This is a genomic window from Halomonas sp. GT, assembly GCF_002082565.1.
Classification (GTDB): Bacteria; Pseudomonadota; Gammaproteobacteria; order Pseudomonadales; family Halomonadaceae; genus Vreelandella.
Genome location: NZ_CP020562.1, coordinates 1,901,770 through 1,917,435 on the forward strand (window position 1 = coordinate 1,901,770; position 15,666 = coordinate 1,917,435).

The 15,666-nt window shown below is 48.8% G+C and carries 16 protein-coding genes; 9 read left to right on the forward strand and 7 right to left on the reverse strand.

Annotation, left to right across the window (positions count from 1 at the left end; genetic code table 11):
* Positions 1-18: 18 nt before the first annotated feature.
* Complete coding sequence (locus B6A39_RS08870) at positions 19-1,209, reverse strand: tyrosine-type recombinase/integrase (protein WP_083004172.1); 1,191 nt, start codon at positions 1,207-1,209, stop codon at positions 19-21.
* Between the two features lie 774 nt (positions 1,210-1,983).
* On the opposite strand from B6A39_RS08870, the gene B6A39_RS18905 reads away from it, so the two are divergent.
* Complete coding sequence (locus tag B6A39_RS18905) at positions 1,984-2,559, forward strand: hypothetical protein (RefSeq protein WP_156886213.1); 576 nt, start codon at positions 1,984-1,986, stop codon at positions 2,557-2,559.
* An 89-nt stretch (positions 2,560-2,648) separates the two neighbouring features.
* Here the strand turns inward: B6A39_RS18905 and B6A39_RS08885 are convergent, their stop codons facing one another.
* Both B6A39_RS08885 and B6A39_RS08890 read right to left on the reverse strand, forming a co-directional pair.
* Positions 2,649-3,428, reverse strand: a complete 780-nt coding sequence (locus tag B6A39_RS08885) for a transporter substrate-binding domain-containing protein (RefSeq protein ID WP_083004184.1) — start codon at positions 3,426-3,428, stop codon at positions 2,649-2,651.
* 124 nt (positions 3,429-3,552) lie between these two features.
* The gene (locus B6A39_RS08890; RefSeq protein ID WP_083004188.1) at positions 3,553-3,900 is read right to left on the reverse strand and encodes a hypothetical protein; all 348 of its coding nucleotides are present in this window, start codon (positions 3,898-3,900) and stop codon (positions 3,553-3,555) included.
* A 202-nt stretch (positions 3,901-4,102) separates the two neighbouring features.
* Between B6A39_RS08890 and B6A39_RS08895 the strand changes: the two genes are divergently transcribed.
* Positions 4,103-5,449 (forward strand): type II toxin-antitoxin system HipA family toxin, encoded by a 1,347-nt coding sequence (locus tag B6A39_RS08895; protein WP_083004192.1) that lies wholly within the window; start codon positions 4,103-4,105, stop codon positions 5,447-5,449.
* Positions 5,446-5,748, forward strand: a complete 303-nt coding sequence (locus tag B6A39_RS08900; protein WP_083004195.1) for a helix-turn-helix domain-containing protein — start codon at positions 5,446-5,448, stop codon at positions 5,746-5,748. The genes B6A39_RS08895 and B6A39_RS08900 overlap by 4 nt, the downstream gene beginning before the upstream one ends.
* A gap of 36 nt (positions 5,749-5,784) precedes the next feature.
* On the opposite strand, the gene B6A39_RS08905 is transcribed toward B6A39_RS08900, so the two are convergent.
* The 3 genes from B6A39_RS08905 to B6A39_RS08915 form a co-directional block, all read right to left on the reverse strand.
* Positions 5,785-7,518, reverse strand: a complete 1,734-nt coding sequence (locus B6A39_RS08905) for a PilZ domain-containing protein (RefSeq protein WP_083004199.1) — start codon at positions 7,516-7,518, stop codon at positions 5,785-5,787.
* A 319-nt stretch (positions 7,519-7,837) separates the two neighbouring features.
* The gene (gene cydB, locus B6A39_RS08910; RefSeq protein ID WP_083004202.1) at positions 7,838-8,836 is read right to left on the reverse strand and encodes a cytochrome d ubiquinol oxidase subunit II; all 999 of its coding nucleotides are present in this window, start codon (positions 8,834-8,836) and stop codon (positions 7,838-7,840) included.
* Positions 8,833-10,242 carry a cytochrome ubiquinol oxidase subunit I gene (locus tag B6A39_RS08915; protein ID WP_083004207.1) on the reverse strand — a complete coding sequence of 470 codons (1,410 nt, stop codon included), beginning with the start codon at positions 10,240-10,242 and terminating at the stop codon, positions 8,833-8,835. The genes cydB and B6A39_RS08915 overlap by 4 nt, the downstream gene beginning before the upstream one ends.
* 317 nt (positions 10,243-10,559) lie before the next feature.
* Between B6A39_RS08915 and B6A39_RS08920 the strand changes: the two genes are divergently transcribed.
* The 4 genes from B6A39_RS08920 to B6A39_RS18980 all read left to right on the forward strand — a co-directional run bounded on the left by B6A39_RS08920 (position 10,560) and on the right by B6A39_RS18980 (position 13,454).
* Entirely contained in the window at positions 10,560-10,934 is a 375-nt protein-coding gene (locus tag B6A39_RS08920; RefSeq protein WP_083004211.1) for a DUF6746 family protein, read from the forward strand.
* 178 nt (positions 10,935-11,112) lie between these two features.
* Entirely contained in the window at positions 11,113-12,159 is a 1,047-nt protein-coding gene (locus B6A39_RS08925; protein WP_083004214.1) for a hydrolase, read from the forward strand.
* A gap of 26 nt (positions 12,160-12,185) precedes the next feature.
* Positions 12,186-13,190 (forward strand): aldo/keto reductase, encoded by a 1,005-nt coding sequence (locus B6A39_RS08930; protein ID WP_083007881.1) that lies wholly within the window; start codon positions 12,186-12,188, stop codon positions 13,188-13,190.
* A 102-nt stretch (positions 13,191-13,292) separates the two neighbouring features.
* The gene (locus tag B6A39_RS18980; protein ID WP_198036769.1) at positions 13,293-13,454 is read left to right on the forward strand and encodes a hypothetical protein; all 162 of its coding nucleotides are present in this window, start codon (positions 13,293-13,295) and stop codon (positions 13,452-13,454) included.
* Positions 13,455-13,550: 96 nt separating this feature from the next.
* Here the strand turns inward: B6A39_RS18980 and B6A39_RS08935 are convergent, their stop codons facing one another.
* Positions 13,551-14,312 carry a dienelactone hydrolase family protein gene (locus B6A39_RS08935; RefSeq protein WP_083004218.1) on the reverse strand — a complete coding sequence of 254 codons (762 nt, stop codon included), beginning with the start codon at positions 14,310-14,312 and terminating at the stop codon, positions 13,551-13,553.
* Between the two features lie 160 nt (positions 14,313-14,472).
* On the opposite strand from B6A39_RS08935, the gene B6A39_RS08940 reads away from it, so the two are divergent.
* Together B6A39_RS08940 and tusD are read left to right on the forward strand one after the other, a co-directional pair.
* A complete protein-coding gene (locus B6A39_RS08940; protein ID WP_009724389.1) occupies positions 14,473-15,153 on the forward strand; it encodes a Bax inhibitor-1/YccA family protein in 681 nt (226 codons plus the stop codon).
* Positions 15,154-15,233: 80 nt separating this feature from the next.
* A complete protein-coding gene (gene tusD / locus B6A39_RS08945; RefSeq protein WP_083004221.1) occupies positions 15,234-15,623 on the forward strand; it encodes a sulfurtransferase complex subunit TusD in 390 nt (129 codons plus the stop codon).
* Positions 15,624-15,666: the final 43 nt, after the last annotated feature.

Below are 15,666 nucleotides of genomic sequence, written 5' to 3' on the forward strand. Positions count from 1 at the left end.
AAATATGACAGTTGTTCCTTAAAGGATGTAATCCGCCCATTCCTGCATCATTGCTCTACGCTTTTCAAACAGATCTCCACGTCGATAGGCGGCTTCCACTTTGTTTTCAATGGCATGTGCTAACGCCATTTCAGCTACATCCCTAGGGTAGCTCGTTACCTCGCCTGTCCAATCCCTAAAGCTTGAGCGGAAACCGTGGGGTACAAAGTAACCTTGCTCGCCGTTTGGTCCGTACCCCAGCCCCCGCATGAACTGTAAAAGAGACATATTGGAAAGTGGGCGGCCAGTTTTCATGCCTGGAAAAATATGGTTGTTACCTTTCATGCGCGGGAGAGTAAGAAGCAGATCTACTGCTTGACTAGATAATGGCACCCTGTGCTCACGATTCGCTTTCATACGTGTGGCGGGTATCTGCCAAGTTGATTTTGCTATGTCGATTTCATGCCACTCAGCATTGAGTACTTCTGACGTGCGAGTAGCGGTCAATATGAGGAACTGCAGCGCTTTAGAAGACATGCTGTTGTAATGCTGAATTGAGTTCATAAACGCCGCTACTTGCTCGTAAGGCATAGCAGGGTGGTGATTCACCTTTTGAACCCTCGAAGGCTTAGCTAGGAGTTTGTCGAGATGGCCACGCCAGCGGGCAGGGTTAACCGGGTCGCGATATTCATGTGCCGCTGCGAAGTCTAATACGTTTTCAATACGTCCTTGTACACGCTTAGCGGTCTCGTTTTTGACCGTCCAGATAGGCGTTAAAATCTTCAATATGTCCTGAGTTGTGACTTCCTCTACAGGGAGGTTTCCTATCACAGGGCGCACGTATGTTTTAAGCGTGCTTACCCATTGACGCGCATGTTTAGCATTCCGCCAGCTGCGGCGGTGCGACTGGATATAGCGTGCTGCGCAGTGCGTAAACGTTACAGGCGCAATTTCTTTTTCAGTTCTCTGCTCACGAGCTGCTAACGGGTCGATACCCTGCTTAACGAGCTTACGTTGCTCAGAAGCTACATCTCTTGCCTCAGATAGAGATGTATCTGCATAGCTACCAAGACCCATATCTCTCAGCTTGCCATCCCAGCGAAAACGGTAAATCCAGCTTGCGCCGCCACCTTTACCAATTTTGAGGTACAGCCCATCCCCATCATTGGTCATGCCAGGGTTTGATTCCCTGACCAGCTTTTGAACGCCTTTAGTCGTCAGTTTTCCCATAGCCGCTATCCCCGTAGTAGGTTTTCAGCGTACCATATTCCAGCCCATACTCCAGCCCATACTTAGTCTCTGTTTTACGTAATATAAGAATGGATGGGGCTGGACTGTTTTGGCTGTTTTTTTATTTCAAATCAGTGGCTTGATGGAAGGCATTGGATGCTGTTGGATATTTAATATACGGACTGTCCCTCCGCCACTTATCTCGAAAAGCCCCTGATTCGTCAGGGGCTTTTTTCGTTTCTAAGCTTTGCGCTTCCTGCCAAGTAAGCCTTCTATAAAATGCACCGGTCTTTCACTGTGTCCAGATTGTGTTTGGGAGTCTGTAAGCCCGCGGCGCATTTGGCATAGCCTCCCCTATTTCAAAGCGTGAAATTTTGCGCTGCACTTGGCATAGCCGCCGGCAAGTCATATATTGATCATAAGGATACGATCAATATTAGATGTGGATTGCTTGAAGCTTCTACTCCAAAAACTTGCAAGTGAAAGTCGTCTTGGTGGAGATCGACAGCTTGTAGTGCCCGCAAAAGAGCTGCTCTTTACATCATGCCAGTGCTAAATTTTCCCTGATCTCACTCGCCATCCCCCGCAGCCTATTCACACACCGTTCTATAAACGCGCTCTCAAGCGCTTTTTTTGTTAGGTGAGATGTTGGGTAATTTTTTGTGACAGGTTTCGCTTCCTAAGCTACTGTCATCTTAAGGATTGTGAGAGATTATGATGCGTTGTTTTCGACCTCACGTTCACGTTGAGTAGCGCTAAAAAAGGGAAGTAAGCATGTCTAAAAAAACCAATTTATTCTCTATTTCGACCGCTGTGGCGCTTTCTCTGCTACTAGTTTCCTCTACGCTGGCCAGTGAGGCCAGTGAGGCCAGTGAGGCCAGTGAGGCCAGTGAGGCCAGTGAGGCCAGTGAGGCCAGTGAGGCCAGTGAGGCCAGTGAGTCGAATGAAGTGTATAGCGAGACGGCAACAGGGATGGTTGAGGTCGTTGTTCAAGCAATCTGCGATGGCGATATAGAAAGGCACCTTGGGATGCATCAACGTAAAATTGAACCGGATCCCTATTATGAAGAGAAATTTTCTGTCTTCCACGAAGCATGTAACGATGCGGGTATTGCGGAGATTGAAGTAGCGTCGGATTTTGATGATGACGTCATGCAGGAGCAGAAGCGCCGGTATTTAATTAACGCGAATATTGTGATGGGAGACGGGGCTGTTTACACGACGTCGATTCGAGTAGCTTGGGGCGCAGTCCAGGGTCCAGAAGGCAGTGAGCCCGTTGAGACGTGGAGATTGGCTGGGCTAAGTAGAGTACAGGTGCCCATTCTTAATGAGGCTCTGTCACAGGATTAGATCCAGGTTGATCTCTGCTTAAGCCAGCGACCCCAGGAGGAATCGTAGCGTGTTACCCCTGGGGATATAAGTTGGCGAGATATGCCGTTTTAGATTTTGATATCGTAGTCGACGTATTTGTTCATTAGCTCGTCGTAGGTGCCGTCTTGCTTGATCTCTCGCAGTGCCTCATTGAACTGCTCCGCCAGGGCTTCGTTACGAGGGTGAAAGGCTGCCGCCACGCCATGCCCGAAGTAGTGCTTGGGCTCGCGTATTAGCGGCGAGCTGGTAACAATCCCACTGCCTTCAGCGTTAACTTCAAGCGATGACAACGCTAGCGGGTAATACATAAACGCTGCGTCTAAGCGACCTGTTCTAATGTCCACTGCGAGATCTTCACCCGTTGCATAGCGGCGTACGTCAACGAGATCGCCATAGGTATCGGTAATGTACTCATCACGGATGGTCCCACGCTGAACGCCTACCGATAGGCCCTCAAGGGCGTCATGATCCTCAATATTGACCTCGTTGCCTTCCTGAGTTACCCATACACTAGGGTTGCTGTAGTAGGGTTCTGAGAACAGTACTTGTTCGCGGCGTGCATCGGTGATTGCCATTGAGGACATGATGGCGTCGTATTTTCGTGCTAATAAGCCGGGGATGATGCCGTCCCAGCCTTGCTCTACCCATTCGCACTCACGCTGGATGCGTCGACATACTTCTTCACCCAGCTCCACTTCAAAGCCTGTTAAGGTGCCGTCGGGCAAACGATACTCAAAAGGCTCAAAGGGAACATCAACAGCGAGACGAAGTGGGTTATCGGAGTAGGCCGGAACGGCGAATAGCAGTGATGTAAGTGCCGTTGCTATTCCTACGTGGCTGCGGGGCATAGTACTTTCCTTTTTTCGTTTTTATATAAGGTGTTGGTTAATTAATTTTGCATGATTCGCCTAATAGGTAAAGTGCTAGTTAACTAGGTGTGCCCAGTACCCATGATAAAAAGGCCCTGATGCTTCAGGGCCCTTTGTGGTTCCTAGACGCGTTGCTTTCGCGATTTGATCGTTTCAGCTTTATGACCTTGATCGCAATGGCCGCCACTGAGCATGCCAGGGCAGGGAAAATAACGTCTAACACTGAATCAAGCGTCCAGCCATGCCAAACCCCTTCAAACATGCCCACTGGTAATGTTTGCCCCCATTCCCAACCACGTTGAACGGCTAGCCTGTATTCATGTTGTGCAATCTCACGCCCAAGCAATAGGGCTACTGCGATAGCACCAGTGACTCTTGCGTTTGCAAAAGGAAGCAGGGCCATTTGAATCAGCAGCGCGACCAACACATGCTCTAAGTGGGTAATATTCACATTGGGTTCCCATGTAGCGCTCGTGAGGAAAATTAAGTGTGCACTATAATGCTCATTAATTCTTCTCTGAGTTAATTATGTGCGCTAAACTGCTCATAAATGATCGGCAGAAGAATTTTTGAGTACTTTACTGCTCATAAATGTTTTCTGTTATGGGCGACTTGGTCACATGAAGATTAGTGGCTATCGGCATAGGTGATTCGTGAAATTAACGATACAGGTTCATTTTGAACAAGCGTGGCATGATGCGGCTGAATTGTCGTTGCCTAACCCTGAACAGGGGACTCGTGGGCAGTCTCGGCTGCGCTATGCGACTGACTATGCCGTTGAGTGGCTATTTCACGATGATCTGCATGCTTGCAGTATGCAGTTGCCTATCGAGTTAATGCTGACCCATGAATCGCCACACTGGTTCGGTTTCTTAGAAGATATTATGCCAGCTGGGGCTAGCCGACGTTTTTGGGTGGATTACCTAGGTCTTCACGATTTGCCAGTCGGGCAACAGGATGCTGAATTACTGGCACGTGGCACTATCGCACCGGTCGGCAACTTACGTATCAAAGAATCAGTGCCTGATCTCTCCGTAAAGAAAACCTTAGAAGAGAGGCGTTTTCCGCTGCAAAGCGTTGTAGAGCGTCAGGTGGACTTTTTAGAGTATGCCCAACAGATGGGGGCAGCCAGTGGTGGTGCCACTGGCGCTGGTGGTGAGGCGCCAAAATTGCTGCTCAGATTGACGGACGACGACCACGTTTGGATTGATACCTGGCAGGATGAAAACCACCGACCTGACCTACCCATGCTGGTGAAATTTCCACGCGGTAGGCGCTCAACTGACGACTGCGATATCTTGCGCGCTGAATATCATTATTATCAGGAGCTTGCGTCGTTAGGGGTTGCCACGATAGATACCGAACGGATGCGTTTGGTGGAGGGGGAACGTTATCCGTCGCTGTGGCTGCCTCGATTCGACATGCAGTACCTCGAAGGCACTTGGGTGCGCTATGGTTTGGAGTCGGTTTACTCCTTGGTAGGCGCTGCGCCGGGCACTTTCCTGCATCATGGCGAAACAATTCGCCAATTGGTTCGCTTGCTGGGCTCTCAGCATCGCGTGCAAGAACAAAGCGCCGTATTCAATAGCGATCTATTTGCCTTGGAGTGGATTAAGCGTGATTTGTTGAATATCGCTTTCGGCAACTCTGATAATCATGGTCGAAATACAGCGTTGTTGAAGCGGCCCGAAGGCATTGGGCTTGCCCCCGTGTATGACTTCGCGCCTATGAAGGCTGACCCCGAGGGGGTAACACGAACAACGCAATGGGGAGCGCCTCTGGAAGTTGGCGGAGAGTACGATTGGCGAGGAATTGCCAACACCCTGGCAGATGTTGTCGATCCAGCGCGAGTGGTGGAGGAGCTCCGTGCGCTCGCATTGAAGCTAGAGGGTGTCGATGAACGTTTGGCTGCTCGTGGGGTTCCAACCCGAATCCTTGATATGCCTGCAGTAGGCCTGCGCACTATCAATACTCGACTCAAGCGCTGGGGGTTGCTATGAAGCGCTATGCTGATGATCGCGAAGAAGCCTTAGTGGCTCTGTTGAAACGGTTCTATGCGGGGGAAATCACCGATGGAGAGCTATTGCGTGCGTTACGCCGTGATGTACTGGGCCTAAACCAGACGCGTTATGCCGCATTGGTGGGCATTAGTCGACGAACCTTGTCGGACCTGGAAGGTGATAAAAATAATGTCACCCTAGAAGTTAAGAACCGCGTATTCCGGCCGCTAGGGTTAGAAGTGAGCTTGCTGCCGCGTAAACGTGCTCTGTTGGAGCAGATATTGACGTTCACCGAGTAATCTTCGCTGAGGGAAACTATCTGCTTCTCAATACCGCTAAATTTTGAGTACCTTTACCCCATAATCAACGGGAGTGACGATGCCTTCGAGCTTGCCAATCTGGGCTATGTCGCTGTGGGAAATCACGCTACTGATGTTGGTCTCAGGAAAACGCAGATTTTTAACAATATGAACCTGATTTGGCATGCCTTTGGCGTCGACATCCATAATCCAGGCCAGAAAGCTGCCCGAGTATTTGGCCAGGCACCCAATAGGGTAAAGGCCGTACACTTGGATGTACTCAACTAACACTGTCTTGTCGTAGGCCGTGTCTGCATTACTGACAATACGGTACGCATCGAGTGGGGAGTGCGCTGGTTCTCCATTACGCGAGTGTAATAGCTTGTTGACCACTTTAATGACCGCAATTAAACGAATTAACTTCGATAAATGATGGCTGCGCTTCGCTGCGGGATAGCCAGAGCCGTCTAGTCGTTCATTAGCATTTTCAATGACATCGAGGCAGGTGGGACTTGGCTTCCACCCTAGCATGTGAAGTTTGTTAAGTAGTTCTTCTACATGACCACTGAGAATTAACTTCTGCGCCGGGTTCATGTTTACCTTCAATGATGGCAATTCTTCGCTTACTAACAGGGGTTTGCCGGCAGTGTGTAGCAGTGCACCGAGCATCGCTTCACGCACTTGCGGGTCGTGCGGGTCCCGGGAGAGTAGTAAGTCGGCTAGCAGACCTGTGACCTGAACGGCATGCCTAACCCAGTCTGGTTCTTCCCTCAGGTATGCCAGCGCATACAGAAATGCCTTGCGATCCTGTTCGACAAGATAACGAAGCGTATCAACGCAATCGTATAAAATCTCGCTCGGGAATAAGTCGCGATTTTTCATATACATCAGCGCTACCTGGAGCTGATGGGCGACATCCATCACACCGCGTTCCATCGGCGGCTGGCGTCCTTGCTTCTCACGCTCTTGGGCTTCTCGCTGCAAAATTTTCTTCTCTTTGAGGCCAGGAATGAAAAGGGAAGAGTGATACGTCAGCTTATCATTGGATCCGGTACGGTAGGCAGCCTCTCTCTCGGACTCATTAACGAATTGAAATAGGGTTTCGGCTTGTGACGTCGACAGGTTGATGAACTGAACGCCTACCGCCGCATAACCATGATTGCCAAAAGGGCGCATATGGCAGATTCTGCCCTCGGCAAAAAAACTCTCTCCATTAGGAAATTCGAGTGTTACACCAGGAATGTTCTGGTTGATACCGATTGCTACACTATCTGCCAAATCGATATCGACCATACACCCGCCGATTGAAAGGTTACGTAATCGACCCAGCACATGAAGATTGTTGGAGTAAACCTCTAGGCCTACGCGGGCTAGCATACCGAGGATAAAAGGAATGCGAACCGCGCCTCTGTTTTCTTGGACAAACACGGACTCTGGTAGCTGGCACTCCAGGCGGTAATGATTACTATCAGACTTCTGTAGTTTGGCAGTGACATTGCTGAGGCTGTAAGTTTCGCGCTCCATGGTGTGGGCGCCTTTCAGTGCCTCTAAGTCAAAGTTAACGCTGCCATGAGCAAAATAACGCGCGATATCTAATCCTGCGTATTCGACTCCCAGCACCATGTGCCCAGTGCTCAGATTTAGCTCTATAACCTCGGCGGTTAAGGCGTAGGGCATGTCCTTTGAATAAACAGAGAGTTCGTTAGTATGTTTCAGCAACGAGCGAATGATATTGGCTGAAGGATTTTGGTGCTGGGCGGGAGAGAGCATCTGCAATACCTGCTTATTTGAGTCGTTTCTATTTGCCCAGGGCAAGGCACTAATTCTAGTTTTTATGCGTGCAAACTCTGTATATTTACTAGCAGTGTAATCAAAGAAGTGACTCTTTTTTTGCAGATAAATTGCTTAGAAATATCATAAATATAAGATTACTTTACTACCCCTTAGGCTAGCAGCCAGAGGAGCTAACCGCCAGGGGTGGCGCGTTTATATAATTAATTTCTTGAGTAACTCCAAAGCAATATAAGAGGGGTGCCTAGATGGCACCCTTTTTTTGTGACAAGCAGTCAACAGATTAAGTGGTGAAGCCTCAATGATACCCTTCGCCCACTTTTACCTTGCCGCGGAATACCCAGTACGTCCAGGCGGTGTAAGCCAATACGATAGGAATTACAAATAGCATGCCGATCAGCAAAAACAATTGCGATTCCGGTGCAGAAGCGGCATCCCAAATTGTATAGTTGGGCGGTACGATAACCGGCCACTTACTGGCAATTAGGCCTAGGTAGGTAAAGATAAATAAGCCCAGAGTTGCGACAAACGGTAAACCTTCCTGCTGGCGTTTTACAGCACGATAAAGAATGACTGCGCAGCCCAAAGCGAGAAGCGGGAAGATACCAATTATGTGAATATTGTTTAGCCAACGTTCCATTACTTCAGGGCTTATGATGGGTGTCCAGAGGCTGACAATGCCGAATACCACCAGTACCGCTAAAAGTAATTTTGGTGTTATCCGATAGGCCCACTGCTGCACATGGCCTTCTGATTTTAAAATCAACCAAGTTGAACCAAGCAGTGCGTAGCCAGCCATCAGCCCAAGGCCCGTGATTATCGTAAAGGGAGTCAACCAATCCAGCGCGCCACCGACATAGCGAAAGTCTTCGACGGCAAACCCTTGTATGTAAGCGCCGACCACCGCGCCTTGAGCGAACGTGGCAATGGCCGAGCCCCAACAAAATGCACGGTTCCACCAGCGGCGATTTTTCTTAGACTTGAAGCGAAACTCGAACGAGATGCCGCGAAAGATCAAGCCAGCCAGCATTAGGAAAACACCGATGTAGAGAGCTGGCAAGAAAACGGAATAAACCAGAGGAAAGGCGCCAAGCAGGCCCGCTCCGCCCAGCACCAGCCAAGTCTCATTGCCATCCCACACGGGGGCAACAGAGTTCATCATCACATCACGTGACTCTTCATCAGGGGCAAAGGGAAACAAAATACCCAACCCCAGATCAAAGCCATCCATCAAGACATACATAATAACGCCAAAACCAATAATGGCAGCCCAGATGAGTGAAAGATCAATACTCATGCGTTGGCTCCTTCCAAATCATCATCAAATGGGGTGTGTGCAGCTGATAAGGGGCGTTTCGGGCGTTCAACTTCGCCTTCAACTTCAGCCTGTGTTTCTTTCATACCATTGCGCACAACACGCGTTAGATAATAAATGCCGGTTAAAAACACCACGCTGTAAACAGCGATATAGCCAATCAAGGTAAACAGTGCCATACCGCCGGTAAGGGAAGGCGTTAACCCTTCCGCATGGGTCATGACGCCGTACACTAACCAAGGTGCACGTCCTGATTCGGTAACAATCCAGCCACCCAGTACCGCAAGGAAGGGTGATGCAATCATGACAGTAAGCGTTTTTAAGAAAAGTGGGTTTTCATAAACACGCCCTTTACGACGCAAACATAATCCAGTCAGTGCAACTGCAATCATCAGCAAGCCAATGCCTACCATGACGCGGAAGGCCCAAAACACAATGATGACCGGAGGCTGCTCTTCTATCGGTACTGCGTTAAGCCCAGGTACTTCGCCATCTACATGGTGCGTCAGAATTAAGCTGGCAAGATTGGGAATGCCAATTTCAAAGTGATTGGTCTGGGCTTCTTTGTCAGGTATAGCAAAAAGCAGAAGCGGCACATTGGTTTGCGTTTCCCAGTTTCCCTCCATAGCGGCTACTTTTGTTGGCTGATGTTCCAGGGTGTTCAGGCCGTGAAAATCGCCGACTACCGCTTGCGCTGGCGCTAAAATCAGTAGTAGCCATAAGCACATAGATAGCGCTTTTTTGTTAGCTTCAACATCGCGCTTACGTAATAAGAACCAGGCGCTAACGCCTGCGACGACGAATCCGCCGGTTAGGAAAGAAGCCATGCCCATGTGAACGAAGCGATACCAGAAGGAGGGGTTAAAGAGTGCTTCCATCCAGGAAGTAATATGGAACCGACCATCGATTAGTTCATAACCTGCCGGGGTTTGCATCCAGCTGTTAGCAGAAAGTATCCAGAAAGAAGATATGAACGTGCCTACGGCAACCATTATGGCAGCAAATAAATGCACACCTTCAGGTACTTTATTGCGGCCAAATAACAGCACGCCCAGAAAAGCAGCTTCAAGGAAAAAGGCCGTCACTACCTCATAGCTGAGGACAGGTCCTAAGAAGTTAGATGTCGCGTAGGCAAAGTTACTCCAGTTAGTACCAAACTGAAACGACATAACAATGCCTGATACGACGCCCATGCCAAACACAACGGCAAACACTTTTGTCCAGAAAAGCGCCAAGCGATCCCAGGCGGGGTTTTCCGTTTTGTAAAAGAGGCCATGCAGTAGCGCGATGTAGGAAGCCAGACCGATAGTAAACACCGGAAAAATGGCATGAAACGATACAACAAAAGCGAACTGCAGCCTTGAAAGCAACAGAGGATCTAATTCCATGGCGACCTCCCTAGATCGTGTGACATGAAAAAATTGAAAATCAGTAGTTGTCGCAGGAGCTATATTCTTAATGGCTATGGTTATATTTCTTTAATTATTAATAGTAGTTGAAACCACTGTGCGACGTAAGTTGAAAGTATCCAATGGCACATGACGTATTGTCGCATCTCCTTAATCGTTAATTGTTATCATTACCATAAGCTTTTGCTTCTATTTTAGATTTGCTGGTGGTAAATTTATCGACGCTAGGTTTGCTAGCGCAATCTGGCGAATGCTGAAGGATTGATAAATTCGCTAACGTTTAAAAGGAACTCTTGATGAAACGAACCGCTTCTCTTTTACTTGTGGGCCTAATTAGCAGTGGCTCTTTGGTTGCTAGTGACAGTGAGCGTCTTGATCACTTTGAAGGAAAATCCTCCGATAGCCTGGAACAAGCATTTACAAATTTAAATGAAGGGAATCAGAAACTTGCAGAATTGCTTTCACAAGATGAGATCACAGATGCTCAAATGGGCGAGATCCATATGCTCACTTACACGTTAGAAAACGCACTGCAAAAAGTTGGTGAAGAAGTAGATACAATGGCTGTCTTGTTAGAAGAGGTACATCTAGGATCGGAAACACTTGATCATGAGCGCGTAACAAGCAACGGTGAACGTTATTTAGAAGCGTCTTCACTGCTTATTGAATAAAATAGGTGAAAGAAGCACTTAAAAAAGTACCTAAGCAACGCACAGAGAACGACGCATACAAGGCTCGTCTGCTTTAGGCGGGCCGGTGCCAGCCCCAACGGGGCATTTCTGCCACAAGAAAATCTGCTTATAAATTTTGCTAAGCTATCCAGCTGTTTTTTGCTGGCGTCTCTCTTCTATGCTTTCACCTCCGTCTTCACCTCTGCCTCCATTTCGATCTTCACGCTGGTTGCATGGGGGACATTTGCAAACGCTCTATAGTCCGCTATGGCGGACATCGCCTCGATTACAACGTCGAAGAGAGCGGATGACACTTCAAGACGGCGATTTTATTGATGTGGATTGGTATGGGCCTGAGAGTGAGTCGGCGCACTGTGTACTGCTGCTTCATGGCCTAACTGGCAGCTCTTCTTCACTGTATATCCTTGGGCAACGGCAGGCGTTAGCGGCGCGCGGCTGGCAGAGCGTGGCTGTTAATTGGCGCGGCTGCTCTGGTGAGCCAAATCATCGCGCCAGGGGATATCACTCTGGCACGAGTGAGGACTTGGCGGATGTGGTTAATCAACTTGCGTTCCGCTATCCAAATAAACTGTTGGCTGCGATTGGTTACTCATTGGGTGGCAATGTGTTGCTCAAGTATTTGGGCGAAGAGGGTAGCAATACTCCGTTGAAGGCGGCGGTAGCGGTATCGGTACCGTTTCGTCTAGACCACTGTGCAGACCGAATAAGTAAAGGCTTTTCCAGAATTTATCAGGCTCGTTTCCTGCGCGACCTGCGCCAGTATGTTGAACATAAACAACAGGCGTTTTTACGCCAAGGGCGAAGGGAAGAGCTGGCGCGTTTAGCAGCGCTTGAAACGTTACAAGGTATGAAGACATTTTGGGACTTCGATGGCCGCGTTACTGCGCCATTGCATGGCTTTGAAAGTGCCGACGACTATTACCAACGCTGCAGCAGTGCTTTCTTTGTGGAGCACCTTCGTATTCCAACGCTCATTGTGCATGCCCAAGATGACCCTTTTATCTATCCTCAGAGCGTTCCAAATGCTGAAACCCTGCCAAGTTATGTCACGTTGGAGCTTCATGCCTCGGGTGGCCATGTGGGCTTTATAGAGGGGCCTCCGTGGCGGCCGCGTTATTATCTTGAGCACCGATTGCCTGACTGGCTGCAATCGCAGGTTTTCAGTCAGGGTGTGTCGGATAACGCTAACGCACTACTATGCTAATTAACGTCAATCACTCAGAGGTTGCTATGTCCGCGTTCTTCGACCGCTTAAACGGTGTCTCGTCTCCTCGTATTGGGTTGGGGTGCATGAATCTATCCCATGGCTATGGACAGCACGTGCCAGAAAAAAAAGCGCTTCGGGTATTGGAAGGAGCCTTCGAGATGGGATACCGTCATTTTGATACGGCGACTCTCTATGGTGGAACAGCAAATGAGCGGTTGTTGGGGCTCGCTTTGCAAACAAAAAGGCATCAACTGTTTCTCGCTAGCAAGTGTGGAATGGCATTGGATGTTGAAACAGGGAAACGCATCATCGATGGTCGCCCTGATACGTTGCGTCGCCAGTGTGAAGAGAGTTTGTCACGACTGAAAACGGATTATCTAGATATATACTACCTACATCGTCTAGACCGCAGTGTTGCCATTGAAGAGAGTGTTGGGGCGCTGGGCCGACTAGTGGAAGAGGGTAAAATTGGCGCAGTTGGTTTATCTGAGATATCGGCAGAAACACTTCGAAAAGGCAATGCGGAATACCCTGTTGCCGCAGTACAGTCAGAATACTCACTCTGGACACGTAATCCTGACATTGCCCTGAAGGATGTATGCGCGGAGCTTGGTGCCGCCTTGGTGGCGTTCAGTCCACTTGGTCGTGGTTTTTTGACGGGGTCAGTGGAAGAAAGTACGCAGTTTTCGATGGGGGATATGCGCGCCGGAATGCCTCGCTTTAGTAAAGACAATCTACCCCATAATATAGCTTTGTTGGATGACGTTAAGGCAATTGCTAGCCGTCTTGAGATATCCCCCGCTCAGCTGGCGCTAGCTTGGCTAAACGCCCAGGGCCATCATATTGTTCCGATTCCTGGTTCCTGCTCGGTGACGCACATGCGCGAAAATTTGCATGCTGAAACAGTCACTTTAGAGGCCACAATAGTGACCAAGTTAAATGGCATGCTAATGCCAGACCAAGTTGCTGGCGCTCGTTACAGTGACGCGCAACAAGCCGATATTGATACCGAAGAGTTTGTGGATTGATAGCGTCGTTAAATTATTTACCCAGCCCCGTTGCTTTCTTTCCAGTGAGGACTATTATTCGCTACCAACAACGATGTTGTTAGCCCACTAAGGAACACTGCCATGTTAAAAGGTCTGATTATTTGTTTCGCAGTGCTATTTGCGCAATTGGCGGTGTTGAACGTGATCGATGCACGTCTCTATAACGCCCAGGACGTGCGCCAAGCAGGGACAACGCAGCATTTACCCCATAAGGAAGAAGACGATAACGTTTCACCGGCATAAAAACAGCGGCGACGGGCAACACATTGTCCGTCGCCGCTGTTTTATAACCACTGTTCTAAATAACATGATTACAAAAAACGTTGCGTTATAAATATTTTACAACATCTCATTCAGCCACTGTTTAAAGGTTTCCCACGAGCGTTCGTCTGCCCGCTCATGGTAACGGTCACTGCCAAATACACTAAATGCGTGAGGTGCACCCGAATAGATGCCGACCTCGTAGGTGATCCCAGCTTGTTCTAACGCTGTTGCTAGCGTTGTTACATCATCTAAGCTAACCGACGTATCAGCACCACCATGAGCAATATAAATGGGCGGTGTATCACTGTCATAAGACTGGCCTTCAGGCGTGTCTAAACCACCATGAAAGCTGGTATAGGCTGCGATATCGTCAGCATCTCCTGAGCGCGCAATTTCTAATGCCACGGCACCTCCAAAGCAATAGCCCATGATAACGGTTTGTTGGGCTGCACCCTCTTTCCTTGCCTGTTCCAATCCCGCTAGAGTCAAATGCCGCATTTGTTCACGATCTTCGTAAAGTGCGCGTGTTGCCGCTTGTTTGTCTTCTGTTGCCTGAGGCCGGTTGCCTGCGCCAAATAAGTCAATGGCAAACGCATCATAGCCCTCGGCCGCTAACATATCAGCACGTTGACGTTCGTAGTCATCGATGCCATCCCAGTCGTGAATGATTAGCACGCTGCCTTTTGTATTGTCACCAGCAGATATAAAGTAGCCTTCGTAGGCTTCACCATCGACTTCGTAACGAATGTCTTCACCGCCAGCAGTGAAGCTGTAAGCGGGAGAGGCGAAGGTAATAACGCCAAATGTGACGACGGTCAGGGGAATTTTATAGCGCATTTCTATGTCCAAAGTGGTGTGGAATGTTAAGCATAGTCAACGCTGGAGGAGTGAGTACCTTTAAAAGCAGTTGTTTGCGTGGAAGACAAATACTTGCGTCTGGAACTTGGTAACGGCATCCTTGTCCGTTGTTAGTATTACTATTAGGGAGCATAGATAAATGGCTTTTAACGATTCGAACACGGCGAGAGCGCAAACGCGCAGCGAAGTAAGTAGTGTTAGCGCTAACAAAGTTCTGCGTAACACTTATGCGCTATTGGCCATGACATTGCTATTCTCCGCGGTCACCGCTGGTGCCTCCGTAGCAATGGGCATCCAACAAATGAACATTTTTGTGTTCTTTATTGGTGCATACGGCCTGATGTTCCTGGTTCATAAAACGGCCAATTCAGCAGCTGGATTGTTGGCTACTTTCGCATTCACTGGATTTATGGGCTTCACGCTTGGTCCAATCATTTCCGCCTATCTTACGTTGCCTAACGGTGGCGCGTTGATAATGAATGCATTGGCAATGACTGGTTTGACGTTTATCGGCCTTTCTGCGGTTGCATTAACCACCAAGAAAGACTTCAGCTTTTTAGGTAATTTCCTAATGGCTGGCGCCATTGTATTGATTTTGGCAATGGTAGCTGGGCTGATCTTCAACATCCCTGCGCTTTCATTGATGGTTTCTGCTGGTTTTGTGCTGTTTGCATCAGCTGCGATTCTCTACCAAACCAGTGAAATTGTTCATCGGGCAGGAGAGACCAACTATATTCTCGCAACTGTCACGCTTTATGTTTCCATTTATAATCTGTTTATCAGTCTTCTCTCGATACTAGGCATTATGAGTAACGACTGATCATCCCCGCAGTATTATCGCGACAGGCCCTACTTGCTAGGGTCTGTTTTTTTAGGGGCGGACTGTGTCGAGATAATCCGATGGAGTATGGCTTATTGGTCATGGGGGCGCCGTATAGTAGTGCAGCCCCTCATTCCGCGCTGCGATTTGCCCAAGCAGTGCTAAATGAAGGACACCGCATCAAGGGCGTTTTTTTCTATCAAGATGGCGTTCATAATGCCTCCCACTTAATGTCTCCTCCACAGGATGAGCTCAATATGCGGGATGCTTGGGTTGACCTATATCGTCAGCACGGGGTGGCATTAGATGTATGCATAGCGGCGGCGTTACGCCGTGGCGTGATGAGTGAAGCAGAGGCAAAGCGACATGGGCAAGCGAACTTCAATCTTGAAGCACCCTTTGAATTAACGGGGTTAGGGCAACTGCTTGAGCTACAGCAGTGCTGTGATCGTTTGATTACGTTTGCTTAGTATTGAACAGAGCTGAAAAACAAGACTGAAAGACAGGGCGACC

Bases quoted from the DNA above. Each gene is read 5' to 3' on its own strand.
- B6A39_RS08930 (WP_083007881.1), top strand. From the start codon at position 12,186: ATGTCCGCGTTCTTCGACCGCTTAAACGGTGTCTCGTCTCCTCGTATT.
- B6A39_RS08915 (WP_083004207.1), bottom strand. From the start codon at position 10,242: ATGGAATTAGATCCTCTGTTGCTTTCAAGGCTGCAGTTCGCTTTTGTT.
- cydB (WP_083004202.1), bottom strand. From the start codon at position 8,836: ATGAGTATTGATCTTTCACTCATCTGGGCTGCCATTATTGGTTTTGGC.
- tusD (WP_083004221.1), top strand. From the start codon at position 15,234: ATGGAGTATGGCTTATTGGTCATGGGGGCGCCGTATAGTAGTGCAGCC.
- B6A39_RS18980 (WP_198036769.1), top strand. From the start codon at position 13,293: ATGTTAAAAGGTCTGATTATTTGTTTCGCAGTGCTATTTGCGCAATTG.
- B6A39_RS08935 (WP_083004218.1), bottom strand. From the start codon at position 14,312: ATGCGCTATAAAATTCCCCTGACCGTCGTCACATTTGGCGTTATTACC.
- B6A39_RS08940 (WP_009724389.1), top strand. From the start codon at position 14,473: ATGGCTTTTAACGATTCGAACACGGCGAGAGCGCAAACGCGCAGCGAA.
- B6A39_RS08900 (WP_083004195.1), top strand. From the start codon at position 5,446: ATGAAGCGCTATGCTGATGATCGCGAAGAAGCCTTAGTGGCTCTGTTG.
- B6A39_RS08885 (WP_083004184.1), bottom strand. From the start codon at position 3,428: ATGCCCCGCAGCCACGTAGGAATAGCAACGGCACTTACATCACTGCTA.
- B6A39_RS08905 (WP_083004199.1), bottom strand. From the start codon at position 7,518: ATGCTCTCTCCCGCCCAGCACCAAAATCCTTCAGCCAATATCATTCGC.
- B6A39_RS08925 (WP_083004214.1), top strand. From the start codon at position 11,113: ATGCTTTCACCTCCGTCTTCACCTCTGCCTCCATTTCGATCTTCACGC.
- B6A39_RS18905 (WP_156886213.1), top strand. From the start codon at position 1,984: ATGTCTAAAAAAACCAATTTATTCTCTATTTCGACCGCTGTGGCGCTT.
- B6A39_RS08870 (WP_083004172.1), bottom strand. From the start codon at position 1,209: ATGGGAAAACTGACGACTAAAGGCGTTCAAAAGCTGGTCAGGGAATCA.
- B6A39_RS08920 (WP_083004211.1), top strand. From the start codon at position 10,560: ATGAAACGAACCGCTTCTCTTTTACTTGTGGGCCTAATTAGCAGTGGC.